This is a genomic window from Citrobacter cronae, from assembly GCF_016893685.1.
Taxonomy (GTDB): Bacteria; Pseudomonadota; Gammaproteobacteria; order Enterobacterales; family Enterobacteriaceae; genus Citrobacter; species Citrobacter werkmanii.
On sequence record NZ_CP069763.1, the window covers coordinates 3,683,686 to 3,695,729 of the forward strand.

13 protein-coding genes and 2 pseudogenes are annotated in these 12,044 nt (G+C 50.4%); 7 read left to right on the forward strand and 8 right to left on the reverse strand.

Annotated features, from left to right (window positions below; genetic code table 11):
• Nucleotides 1–591: ISNCY family transposase (locus tag JSN25_RS15905; RefSeq protein ID WP_204525120.1), on the reverse strand; the 591-nt coding region annotated here is incomplete at its 3' end.
• A 240-nt stretch (nucleotides 592–831) separates the two neighbouring features.
• Between JSN25_RS15905 and JSN25_RS15910 the strand changes: the two are divergent.
• Nucleotides 832–915, forward strand: a pseudogene (locus JSN25_RS15910) (hypothetical protein); the annotation flags it as partial.
• Here JSN25_RS15910 and JSN25_RS15915 read toward each other — a convergent pair.
• Complete coding sequence (locus tag JSN25_RS15915; protein WP_085048216.1) at nucleotides 916–1,398, reverse strand: GNAT family N-acetyltransferase; 483 nt, start codon at nucleotides 1,396–1,398, stop codon at nucleotides 916–918.
• Entirely contained in the window at nucleotides 1,389–1,673 is a 285-nt protein-coding gene (locus JSN25_RS15920; RefSeq protein ID WP_038640582.1) for a type II toxin-antitoxin system TacA family antitoxin, read from the reverse strand. The genes JSN25_RS15915 and JSN25_RS15920 overlap by 10 nt, the downstream gene beginning before the upstream one ends.
• Nucleotides 1,674–1,927: 254 nt before the next feature.
• Between JSN25_RS15920 and JSN25_RS15925 the strand changes: the two genes are divergently transcribed.
• Nucleotides 1,928–2,215 (forward strand): VF530 family protein, encoded by a 288-nt coding sequence (locus JSN25_RS15925; RefSeq protein ID WP_087856619.1) that lies wholly within the window; start codon nucleotides 1,928–1,930, stop codon nucleotides 2,213–2,215.
• Nucleotides 2,216–2,227: 12 nt separating this feature from the next.
• The gene (locus JSN25_RS15930; protein ID WP_204525121.1) at nucleotides 2,228–3,595 is read left to right on the forward strand and encodes a glycoside hydrolase family 10-like protein; all 1,368 of its coding nucleotides are present in this window, start codon (nucleotides 2,228–2,230) and stop codon (nucleotides 3,593–3,595) included.
• Between the two features lie 37 nt (nucleotides 3,596–3,632).
• On the opposite strand, the gene JSN25_RS15935 is transcribed toward JSN25_RS15930, so the two are convergent.
• The 3 genes from JSN25_RS15935 to JSN25_RS15945 form a co-directional block, all read right to left on the reverse strand.
• Nucleotides 3,633–4,904 carry a type II toxin-antitoxin system HipA family toxin gene (locus JSN25_RS15935; RefSeq protein WP_204525122.1) on the reverse strand — a complete coding sequence of 424 codons (1,272 nt, stop codon included), beginning with the start codon at nucleotides 4,902–4,904 and terminating at the stop codon, nucleotides 3,633–3,635.
• Nucleotides 4,897–5,211, reverse strand: a complete 315-nt coding sequence (locus JSN25_RS15940) for a helix-turn-helix domain-containing protein (protein WP_085048213.1) — start codon at nucleotides 5,209–5,211, stop codon at nucleotides 4,897–4,899. Before JSN25_RS15940 ends, JSN25_RS15935 begins: the two co-directional genes overlap by 8 nt.
• A gap of 161 nt (nucleotides 5,212–5,372) precedes the next feature.
• On the reverse strand, nucleotides 5,373–5,885 hold the full coding sequence (locus JSN25_RS15945) for a helix-turn-helix domain-containing protein (RefSeq protein WP_204525123.1): 513 nt from the start codon (nucleotides 5,883–5,885) through the stop codon (nucleotides 5,373–5,375).
• A 60-nt stretch (nucleotides 5,886–5,945) separates the two neighbouring features.
• Between JSN25_RS15945 and JSN25_RS22125 the strand changes: the two are divergent.
• Nucleotides 5,946–6,101, forward strand: a pseudogene (locus JSN25_RS22125) (hypothetical protein); the annotation flags it as partial.
• Nucleotides 6,102–6,146: 45 nt separating this feature from the next.
• Here the strand turns inward: JSN25_RS22125 and JSN25_RS15950 are convergent.
• Nucleotides 6,147–8,090: a methyl-accepting chemotaxis protein gene (locus JSN25_RS15950; protein ID WP_085048209.1), complete on the reverse strand. Its 1,944-nt coding sequence runs from the start codon at nucleotides 8,088–8,090 to the stop codon at nucleotides 6,147–6,149.
• 155 nt (nucleotides 8,091–8,245) lie between these two features.
• Entirely contained in the window at nucleotides 8,246–8,575 is a 330-nt protein-coding gene (gene hdeB, locus JSN25_RS15955) for an acid-activated periplasmic chaperone HdeB (RefSeq protein ID WP_032939734.1), read from the reverse strand.
• 399 nt (nucleotides 8,576–8,974) lie between these two features.
• On the opposite strand from hdeB, the gene JSN25_RS15960 reads away from it, so the two are divergent.
• Genes JSN25_RS15960 through JSN25_RS15970 form a run of 3 tightly spaced genes read left to right on the forward strand, consistent with a single transcriptional unit; the run spans nucleotide 8,975 to nucleotide 12,021 of the window.
• On the forward strand, nucleotides 8,975–9,841 hold the full coding sequence (locus tag JSN25_RS15960; RefSeq protein WP_038640598.1) for a MurR/RpiR family transcriptional regulator: 867 nt from the start codon (nucleotides 8,975–8,977) through the stop codon (nucleotides 9,839–9,841).
• Between the two features lie 14 nt (nucleotides 9,842–9,855).
• Nucleotides 9,856–10,443, forward strand: a complete 588-nt coding sequence (ddpX, locus tag JSN25_RS15965; protein ID WP_038640600.1) for a D-alanyl-D-alanine dipeptidase — start codon at nucleotides 9,856–9,858, stop codon at nucleotides 10,441–10,443.
• 15 nt (nucleotides 10,444–10,458) lie between these two features.
• Nucleotides 10,459–12,021 carry an ABC transporter substrate-binding protein gene (locus tag JSN25_RS15970; RefSeq protein ID WP_204525124.1) on the forward strand — a complete coding sequence of 521 codons (1,563 nt, stop codon included), beginning with the start codon at nucleotides 10,459–10,461 and terminating at the stop codon, nucleotides 12,019–12,021.
• The last annotated feature ends 23 nt before the right edge of the window (nucleotides 12,022–12,044 follow it).

Below are 12,044 nucleotides of genomic sequence, written 5' to 3' on the forward strand. Positions count from 1 at the left end.
TGGTTTGCCGTGTTGCTCAAGATACTCGCGGGTGGCCATCATGTAATCAAAGGCTGATTCAGTCTCGCCGAGGCGGAGGTGCATCAGACGGCCAGTAGCATCATCAATAAAGACAAGCAGGCAGCATTTTGGTGCGCGTCCTTCAAACCAGTCATGTGGAGAACCATCAATCTGAACAAGTTCTCCGAGGCAGTCACGTCGGTATCTGGGCTGATGAACGCGAGGCCTGCGACGTGAATAAGGAACCCAGAGTCCATCAACTGTCATCCATTTTCTGAGCGTCTCAACAGATACTCTGATGTTATGACGTTCGCGTAATTTTTCTGCGGCCAGGGTTGGTCCAAAGTCGCTGTAATGATCGTGAAGTAACGACAGAACACGCAGCTTCAGTGACTCAGGAAGCCTGTGATTACCGGGGAGTCCACGCCGAAGGTTTGCCAGACCTGCGGCACCAGACTCACGAAAACGGTTCATTAACCGCTGTGTCTGACGTTCGGTCAGAGCAAGCTGATGAGCAGCATCACGACGGCGCATGCGTTTTTCAATAACTGACTGAATGATGTTGATCCGACTGAGTTCTTTATCTGACATGGTCACAAGCATCCTGATGTCTCCATRGCCTGAGGATTGGATCCTTTATGCMAGAAAAAGTGACATCACTAAATGGGTTAAAAGTGACATTAGAATATTGCAGTTACATTACTGGTGCGCATAATGTATATTATGTTAAATCGTGTGATGTGCACAAAGTCATAGAGTTAAGTCCCCATTAATCTTTCGTTTGCTGGCATTTGGACATTGGTTGACACCACTACTAACTCATCGTTTNATTACGATGTTACCACATCAGCCTATGCTGTCGGTTATGAAAGCCTGTCCCATTTCAGCTGGGAATATTCGAGAATGTTCGGGGAGTTAAATTTTGTAGAACAACGTATTTGCTGCTATCGGAGACTGAACGAAGCCGAAATACTCATAGAATGCCCGAGCTTTGCCATCAATAGCATGTACCATGATGGCTTTGATGCCCACTTGATCGGCTAAGTTGGAAATTCGCAGTACCGCATCATTAAGTAGCCATTTTCCGAAACTATGCCCCTGAGTACAGACATCAACAGCAAGACGTCCCAGCAGAACGACCGGAACCGGATCGGGCATATTCTGACGTAAACTACGGCCTAAATCAGCATGGCTCACGGACCCGGTTGCAATGGAATAGTAACCCACAACACGCTGAGTAGATTCAAGACAAATGACGAATGTGCGCGATGCGTTGAGGTACTGATTTTTAATCGCCCGTCGACGTAGCCAATCATTTAACACGTCATTACCGCAATCAAATGGCTGGAGATCATGCCCTTCGGTCAGCAACACCGGTGTCGTGACGTTTATTTCCATTCGGGCTTCACATTCATCAGGCGTTGACGCCCTTCAACGTTCTGAACCGGCGCTTCAAGCTGTTCAATGAAAGACTGATAACGGGCATCGTCAAGGACGAATACTCGTTGATCCAAAATGATATTCTGGGCCTCATGCACGGCCTTCTCAATGATGAAGTCAGTACGGTTTTTATTGACCAAACTTGCGGCGTAGTCAATTACCGCACGTTCCTCATCAGTAGCCCGGATATTAATTTGCTTATCACGAGTCGGCTTACGGGCGCTGCTTTGCATGGTTATCTCCTGTTGGTAACAAATTGCTATACACTACTTTAGCTAAATTGGTAACGGATTGCTATACGAGAAAGAGTTCTTCTATCGTGATTAGCCTGAAGTGTCAGGTCTGTCCGCCCTCTTCTTTTTACAGTTTCAGCGAATGTTCCTTGGAAGATCAGTGTCGATTTGGGCCATTGCTGGTCGTTCCGCTTTCTTGTAATCTGTCTCGTTGCACGACTGACAAAATCTGGAAATACCGAACTGGACTTCATATGAATGCTCATACTTCAAAAGACCCTTTACATGGCGTAACGCTAGAAATGCAGGTCAATGCACTGGTCGATCGTTTTGGTTGGGCCGAGCTTGCTCAACGCATTAACATCAACTGCTTTAAAAATGAACCGAGCGTTAAATCCAGTTTAAAATTTCTGCGCCGTACGCCGTGGGCGCGTGCTGAAGTTGAAGCGCTCTATCTTGATTCGCTGCATGACGTGACCCCGTTCAACAACACTACACCTGCTATTGATCCCTGGGCTAACAGCCGCAACAAGAAAAAATAAGAGCATAGTCTGATGCCAGCATCCGGTTTCTTTTCAGGAAAATATCAGAAAAAACTGGCGAATATCTTCGTCCGTTGCCATGCCAGATTACCGCGAACCAATCTGAAATGGTTCGCGGTACTTGTGGGCGGTATGTTGTTACTTGGCAGTTGCTCTTCACAGCCGCCCGGTCCCAAAGTCGCCCCACTACCTCCGGTGAGTAAACCGCAACAGAATAAGGAGCCGGTGCGCGGAATCTGGCTGGCGACGGTTTCCCGTCTGGACTGGCCGCCGATCTCATCAGTGAATGTCAGTTCCCCTGCCATCCGTATCAGCCTGCAGCAGAAAGCGTTGACGGATAAGCTGGATAACCTGAAACGTCTTGGCATCAACACCGTTTTTTTCCAGGTCAAACCCGATGGCACCGCATTGTGGCAATCTAAAATCTTGCCGTGGTCAGATACGCTAACCGGCACGATTGGTCAGGATCCGGGTTACGATCCGCTACAGTTTATGCTCGATGAAGCGCATAAACGCGGCATGAAAGTTCATGCCTGGTTTAACCCTTACCGCGTATCCGTTAATCTCAAACCATCAACGATCACCGAATTAAACAGCACGCTGTCGCAGACGCCCTCCAGCGTTTATGTCCTGCACCGGGACTGGATCCGCACCTCGGGCGAGCGTTTTGTGTTAGATCCCGGTATTCCCGAAGTACGCGACTGGATCACCAGCATCGTGGCGGAAGTGGTGGAAAATTATCCGGTCGACGGCGTGCAGTTTGATGACTACTTCTATACCGAGTCTCCCGGTTCAGCGCTTAACGACAGCCAGACCTTCAGAAAATATGGTCAGGGATTTGATTCTAAAGCTGACTGGCGGCGCGATAACACGCAACGATTGATCGCCCAGGTTTCGCGGACCATCAAGAAACTTAAGCCTGAGGTGGAATTTGGCGTCAGCCCCGCCGGTGTATGGCGCAATCGTTCTCACGATCCTGCGGGTTCCGACACCCGTGGCGCAGCAGCGTATGATGAATCTTATGCCGATACTCGTCGCTGGGTACAATTAGGCTTGCTGGACTACATCGCCCCTCAGTTGTACTGGCCTTTTGCCCGTGATGCGGCGCGATACGATGTGCTGGCGAAGTGGTGGGCAGATGTTGTGAAATCAACCAACACCCGCCTTTATATTGGAGTGGCGCTGTATAAAGTCGGCGAACCTTCACGAAAAGAGCCGGACTGGACAGTCAAAGGCGGCGTGCCAGAGCTGAAAAAGCAGCTCGATCTGAACGAGTCCGAACCACACATCAACGGCACCATCCTGTTTCGCGAAGATTATCTCAATCAGCCGCAAACGCAGGAGGCCGTAACCTATATTCACAGCCGTTGGGGGCGTTAATGGTTATCTTTAGGTCAGTGTAGCGACTGAACCTGCATCACCGGGACAGTAACCGGCGGACATTATCGTTAATTTGTTTCTGGATCGTATCCAGCGTGGTTTGCGTTATCTGATCGGGGTATTTGTCACTGGCGATAGCGCTCAGCCCTATCGCAGAGTGGCAGATCTTTTCGATTATGGCGTTCACCTGGTCAGCAGAGAGCTCAGCTTCCTGAACGCCAAGCAACTGAAGGTGCTTTCTTTTGATATCCAGCGCCTCCCCCAGCACGTCCATTTGGTGGTACCCGCCGGGTCCTTCACACCAGGTGACGTCGTAAGCCGGAGCCAGAGTCCAGTTTCCATCGGCTGACATTAAATAAGCAAAGTTCTTCGGATGATCGTCACGATTGTTGAATGCCACGTTGAAAACCACGCGTTCGAACGCTTTCGCCTTTTCTCTGACATCATTGGTACAGATCTGCGTGGCGCGCAGAAAATCCCGGTAATCTAAAGCGCCGGGTAACTGGTAATTTGCGCCGGTTAGAGCCGCCAGACTCTGCATTGGAATACGTATTGACTGGTCACGGTCGAAACGGCGGGTGGCAAAGGCCGCCTGCCCACCAGGCAGATCAAAATATGCCGTATCGGGCGTGCTAATCCCACATTGACGCAAGCATTCAGCATAAACCGCTTCGATGGCGCATACTTCAGCATGCTCATGCCTGGCGGGAAATTTAATCAACCAGCTTTCGCTCCCGGGTAACGGCGCAGTAGTAAATTTTGACGTGACACTGTCACGATAAAGTAGCGCTTTTGGCCTTGCCCCTTGTGGCGAACCGCCCATCTGAAGCAATTTTTGCAAGAATTCCCCGCCGTCTCCACTCAGGACTTCCTGCACCTCAGCGGCCAGTTGTTCGAGAGGCACATCCTCTTTTGAAATCTTCTCGACATCTGACTGAACGGGCTGGAAAGTCATGGCGCCCATCGCGTTGTTGCCGACCCATGTTAAGCGCTCCAAAGGACCTATGCGCGCTGCGTTTAGTCCGCGGCGTTTAAATAATCGGTCCATCAACAGCATACCCCAGCCATCAGGTAACGAATCATAGACTGGTCCAGGCAATCCCAATTGATGAGCCGGGAAATCCCTGCGTAAACGTGGGCCGTTCAGCGGTAACATCAGCCGGGACAGTTCCAGTCCCTTACGTATGGCGTCTTCACTGTATTCAAAGGCGATCAACGGGCGTCCGGTCAGGGCTGTGGAAGACACCAGTTTTCCCCACAGCCATTTTTCACCCCAGCCTTCATAAAAGACATCAACTTGTTCAGGCATCAGAATTTTTCCTTTTCACCCGCTGGCGTGCCGCGCTCTTCTCGTAACGCAAAATATCATCCAGACTGTCAATCCTGGGTTTGAATAAACCCTCCAGCGCATCGCCATAACCTAACACCATTGCGACTTTGACCAGATTCTCAAATCCTACATTCTTACCTGTTTCCAGATTCGAAACGGTATTCACACCGACACCTGAACGCGCGGCAACATCTGCCTGCGTCATTTGCCGCGCGAGTCGTTCTTTACGCAATCTGTCACAGAGTAGTTTGACGATATCAGCAGCCGTATTGAGTGTTAAATCCATAATATTGGCCCTTATTTGGATAAATGCCAGTTTACACACAATATTATAGAGTTAAAGTGAGATTGATACAAAGCAGATAACATATGTTTTGATGGATTTAACGTCATAAATCCGTCATAAGACCCATCATACTATATTTAAATCATGGACGGATGCGGTGGTTAATCTGCCGAAATGCAGATTAAATGCCCGCGATGCAACTGGATCGCCCCCTGTCGTTTTAACCTGGCAAGCGTATCCATAATGGTGCTGCGGGAAAGCCCGGTTCGCTCCCTGATATACTGTACCGCCGGGATTCTTTTTCTGACGTCATCCGGCTCTTGCTGTAAAAGTTCAAGATGTCCCCAAACCATATCAGTTGCGGTTCGACTGGTGATCAGGCGATCGCGCTGGCTCATTACCTGAATAATATACGCTTCAACTATTGCCACAGATTCCCAGAGTCGATCGCGATTAACGATAGTCATGAAATCCGTTTTCTTCACTACGTGAGTAGTACATGGGCTGACTGCTTCGATATCATAAAAGTTATGCCCAGTGGGAAGAAAGAACTCGGCCATTCCCAGCATCATTGGCGCCTGCTGACTGGCCAGGATGAGCCCATCAGTGCGCCGGCGAATGACTATTCTACCTTCGGTCAACAACCAGATCCCATTCTCACCCTGAGAGTCCATAATAAAAGAACCGCTACGATATAGCGACTGGGCTTCAGAAAGTGGCAGTAATGCGTTGAAAAAGTTGATAATAATCAGGCTGAACAGCAACTCCCAGACGGTGTTGCCGCTCAGGTTGCGGTCTATTCAGCTCAGCATTTTGAAGCATTATCATTGCTACGGAAAATACTCTTGCGCATGACCAGTTGGATGCACTACCTGTACCTTGATCATTAATCGACTGTCCGGGTGCAGTGATTGCGCCCGGACCTCACTCGACGCTCAGGCGGTAGCAGGTTCTGGTAATCTAAATGAAGAGACCAGCAACGCCAGTTGTTCCGCCTCTTCTTTCAGGGCCTGGGTACGTGCTGCGGCATCATCAATTAACGAGGCATTCTGCTGAACGGTGCTGTCCATTTCGGTAACGGCCAGCGTGACTTCGGAAACGCCTTTACGCTGTTCTTCGCCTGCAACGCGTATTTCCCCCATCAACTGACGCACCTGCCGTACGTTATTGACCAGTTCTCCCAGCCGTTCGCCTGCATTGTGAATTTGCTGACTTCCGCTACCAACATGAGATACGGATTCATCAATCAATGCTTTAATTTCTTGCGCGGCGGTGGCGCTACGCTGGGCCAGCGTACGTACTTCAGAGGCGACAACGGCGAACCCTCTACCCGCATCGCCCGCTCTGGCGGCTTCAACGGCGGCGTTCAGGGCCAGAATATTGGTCTGGAACGCAATGCTGTCAATCACCGCGACAATTTCCACCATTCTGCCGGATGACGCGCTGACGTTATCCATTGTTGAGATCACGCCCTGCATAACATCGCCACAGCGGTTGGCCGTTTGCGCGGTGCTATCGGATAGCTCATCCGCCAGTTGCGTATTACTGGCATTTTGATGAACGGTCGCATTTAACTGTTCCATCGCCGCCGAACTCTCTTCCAGCGCAGCGGCCTGCTGCGTGACGCGAGATGAAAGTTCCATATTGCTGTCTGCCAGGCTGACGGCATTATTCGCCACCACCACGCTACTGCTTCTGACGGTGATCAGAATGGCTGAGATTTTATCGACGAACAGATTAAACGCCTCGGCGATAGCCGAAATCTCATCTTTGCCGCGCACATCCAGGCGACGGGTAAGATCGCCTTCGCCCTGCGCAATATCATCGAGCGCCTGGCGGGTATCATCGAGACGCGAAATCAGTCGGCGAACCACCAGCCAGGATCCCACCAGCAATAGCGTCATAATTGGGATCAACACTTCCAGCACGTCCTGCATCATCACTTTGGCGAGACCGACGATGCGTGATTCAGGCGTCACCAGCCCCACGACCCAGCCTGTATCCGCCATCGGGAATAGCATTACCCGGGTCGGCGTATTCAACACATTGTCGTTGGCAAGCGTAATCGTCTTAACCCCATCTGCCGGACGTAAAGATTTAAGACCGTTTTCCACCGGGATAAGCCATTGCGCGCTTTGCGCCAGATCGTTAATGGTTTTGTGTTTTGTCAGGTCTGCCTGCGGGAAATAGAGAATTTGTCCCTGTTTATCCACCACGAACGCGTAACCGCCGGTGCTGTTTCCCTGCTGTTGCATAAAGGTGGCAACGTTATCGAGACGAATATCGGTAGTGGCGACGCCGGCAAACTTACCGGCCAGTTGATAAGGAACGCTGCAGGTTACCATGTTGACCCCGGAACTGGCATCCTGGTAAACATCAGACCATAAGCAGCTGTTTTGTGAATGTCCCTTGGCATGCTGATACCAGCTTTCATTGTGGTATCCGCTTGATCCTTCGACGTTATAGTCGTTGGAGTACATCAGCTTTCCTTCAGCGTTACGCGCCCAGAAAAAGCTGCGTTTTTCTACGCCTGCGGTGAAGGCGTCTGGTTCTGGCCAAATGCCGCCGCCGGTAATGATCGATTCTTTATCTTCACCTATCAAATGTGGAACAACGCTTTGATATAGCGATTCATCGTTGGGCAGCACTTCGGCCAGTCGCGACAAACCGACGGTCTCACCTTCAATTCGCGACAACACGGTACTTAACTGGCGGGTTAAACCTTGCCCCGTTTCTTCGATCAGGGCGGTATTGATTTCAACGACGCGCGGCTGCCCTCGCCAGAGCATAATCGCAACAATAACAAGTGTAGTGACTGCAAGCAGCAGAATGCCGCCAATGGTTAAACGCGTTGAAATACGAGTAGGATACCAGGCCATACAAACTCCTTCTGCAAAAGGCTAACTTTTACCCAGTATCGGCACCGGCGTTTTTATCTTTATAAAGTTTCCTTAAGTATTGCAAAATAAATAAGTGACGGCGTCACAAATAGCAAAACCCAGCACTTTGGCCGGGTTTTAATAACGCTTTAATTTTATTTTGATAATTCTTTTTTGATTTCGTCTTTTATTTTACTTAATTCGCTCTGCGGATGTTTTTTACAAAGTTCTACGGTCAGAGGTACTGCGGTCGTGACGGTTTCGTTATAGTCGACGTAATCACCACCTTTGAAATCTTCGTCTTCATTAAGCACCCAGAAAGCCACCGGAGCCATGGTCTGCGGGTTCAGATCAATGAATTCCTGGCAGCTCATGCCTTTCGGCGTCACTTCAGTTTTCGCGCTATCAGTGGCTGCATTGACGCTAACACTGGTTAACAGCGCTGCGACCAGAATACCTGCTGTAGAAAGGGAGAATTTATTCATTGTAGTACTCCATTTATAATATAGATAATATCTACACTCGCGCTTCAAACCGTTAATGTAGTTCGCAAAAAATAATACCCCTACCGTTATAAGAATAAAGATTGCCATTATTGATTTGGCTGAAATTGATATTTCCCATTACCGATTCTGATGTTTGAGGGGAAATGTTGCCGACAATGTGATCGTTCCGACGAAATCAGCAGATTTATACCCCGCTCTCCTGTCGCTGCACCAAAACTGAACTACGCTGCACAAATGTTGATCATTAGTTAATGAATATGGTTTGTGTTTTAACAAAAACAGCCAGCGTATCGCTGTTAGCGACCTGGCACGCGTCCTGCATTGTTAATTCACTAACAGTGAGCCGTCATCTGACAGACAACTAACAGCGAGAAGGTAATGACAGCGAAACCTGAATTATTTACCCGCATAGAACAGACCTTCAGCCAGCTTACGCCGAGCGAAAAGCGCGTAGCCGGATGGCTGTTAGCCCATGGTGTACAGATCCCTTTTGAAACCGCGGATGGCATCGCTAAAGCAGCAGGAACCAGCGGCATTACCGTAGGACGCTATCTGCGTAAGCTGGGCTTTCGCAATCTGGAGGATGCAAAAGCCAGCCTGCGTGAGCTGCCCGTCGTCCCCTATCAGCCCTGGGGAATGAACGAACGGCTGGATTCCTGGCACCAGCAGCAAAGCCTGCCGGATCGCGCGCAGCAGTCGCTGTTACTGGAAATCGACGCCATTACCCATGTCTATCAACTCGCGCAAAGCGAAACATTTTTACGCATTGCGCAGCAGCTGGCGCATGCGGAAGCGGTTTACATCCTCGGGATCCAATCTACACGTGGGATTGCCAACGCCTTTTTTAGTCATCTTGAATACCTGCGGCCTAAAGTCAGCTACTCCGAAGGGCTTTCCGGCAGTTGGGTCGAGTCGCTGAATTCGGGATTTAACCAGCCATACGTGGTGATCACCGACATGCGCGCCTACTCCGCTATCTCCCGACAATATTGCCGTGTCGCGACAGAACGCCATATTCCACTGGCGCTGATCACCGATGTGTGGTGTCCGTGGGCCAGAGATTATGCCCTTGATTTACTCCAGGTAAAAACTGACACCGGACATTTCTGGGATTCTCTGGCTCCCGTGAGCTGTCTGTTCAACTTATTACTTTCTGCGGTGGTGGAGCAACTTGGTGATTCCCTCGCAGGACGCCTGCAAACCAATCGCCAGTTACAACAACAGTTTGGTCAATTCGAACAATAAACAGGAAATGTGCTATGTCAGAAACCCCAGAACTGGTCGATCTGTCGGTGATATTCCCGTCACTGCATATCGATCTCAAATACGCCACTGCCGACAACATTACCGGCGCGCCTATCTACCGGGAAGCGCGCTGCCTGTTACACCGCGAGGCGGTAACCGCGCTGGCTAAAAGCATCAGTATCGCGCAACTGGCGGGCCTGAAGCTTGTCGTGTATGACGCGTATCGCCCCCAGCAGGCGCAGGCGGTGCTGTGGAATGCGTGCCCGGATCCCCAGTACGTCGTCGATGTGGCGATTGGATCCAATCACAGCCGTGGGACGGCCATCGACGTTACGCTGATGGACGATCGTGGCAATGTTCTTGATATGGGCGCTGATTTTGATGAGATGCACGACCGTTCTCATGCCTGGCACCCTTCTGTTCCACCAGCCGCGCAGCGTAACCGGTTGTTACTCAACGCCATTATGTTCGGTGGCGGTTTTGTCGGCATTAACAGCGAGTGGTGGCATTTTGAATTACCTGATGCCGCGCGTTATCCGCTGCTTGACGACCAGATAGCCTGTTTCCCTGTTCCCCCCATAACAACACAACATCCCTTTTAATTCTGGAGCCTGGTTATGAAGACTACACCTGCGTTAAATGCGTTTTTTCGCCCCGCTCTGATCGCCATTGCGCTGGCATTTGCCCTCCCTGCCGCGCAGGCCGCCGTGCCTAAAGATATGTTGGTCATCGGTAAAGCCGCCGACCCGCAGACGCTCGACCCCGCCGTGACCATCGATAACAACGACTGGACGGTCACCTATCCCTCTTATCAGCGTTTGGTTCAGTACAAAACCGAAGGCGGTAAAGGCTCAACGGAAGTTGAAGGTGATTTAGCCAGCGGCTGGAAAGCCTCTGACGATCAGAAAGAGTGGACGTTCACCCTGAAAAACGATGCCAAATTCGCCGACGGTACGCCGGTGACGGCAGATGCAGTAAAACAATCCTTTGAGCGCCTGCTCAAAATTGGCCAGGGACCCGCTGAAGCATTCCCGAAAGATCTGAAGGTTGAGGTCATTGATGACAACACGGTGAAATTTACCCTCAGCCAGCCGTTCGCGCCATTCCTGTATACGCTGGCAAATGACGGGGCCTCAATTATCAACCCGGCAATCTTAAAACAGCATGCCGCAGACGATGCCCGCGGATTCCTGGCGCAGAACACGGCAGGCTCCGGTCCTTTCATGCTGAAAAGCTGGCAAAAAGGACAACAACTGGTGCTGGTGCCAAACCCGCATTATTCCGGGGCCAAACCAACGTTTAAGCGGGTTTCGGTAAAAATCATTGGTGAAAGCGCCTCCCGTCGCCTGCAATTGTCGCGTGGCGATATCGACATTGCCGACGCGCTTCCAGTCGACCAGTTGGCCGCTTTAAAACAGGAAGGCAAAGTTAACGTAGTGGATTATCCCTCGCTGCGCGTGACCTATCTGTATCTGAACAACAGTAAAGCGCCGCTCAATCAGGTGGATTTACGCCGCGCCATCTCATGGGCCACCGATTATAAAGGCATGGTGAATGGGATCCTCAGTGGCAATGGTAAACAGATGCGCGGTCCCATCCCTGAAGGTATGTGGGGTTTTGATGACAAGGCTATGCAGTACAGTTTTGATGAAGCCAAAGCGAAAGCCGCATGGGACAAGGTTGCGAACAAACCCGAGAGCCTGAGTTTCTTGTATTCAGATAATGACCCTAACTGGGAGCCGATTGCCCTCTCTACCCAGGCCAGTCTCAACAAACTGGGTATTAAGGTGAAGCTGGAAAAACTGGCGAATGCCACCATGCGTGACCGCGTGGGTAAAGGGGATTACGACATTGCTATCGGCAACTGGAGTCCGGATTTCGCCGACCCGTACATGTTCATGAACTACTGGTTTGAGTCAGATAAAAAAGGTCTGCCGGGTAACCGTTCATTCTATGAAAACAGTGAGGTCGATAAGCTGCTGCGTAGCGCATTAGCCACCACCGATCCTGTCGCCAGAACCAATGATTACCAGCAGGCGCAAACCATCGTGATTGATGAAGCGGCCTACGTCTATTTATTCCAGAAAAACTATCAACTGGCGATGAACAAAGACGTCAAAGGATTTGTATTTAACCCCATGCTGGAACAGGTCTTCAATATCTCCACCATGAGTAAATAAGCCACGTTGATGCGGAGCCACCC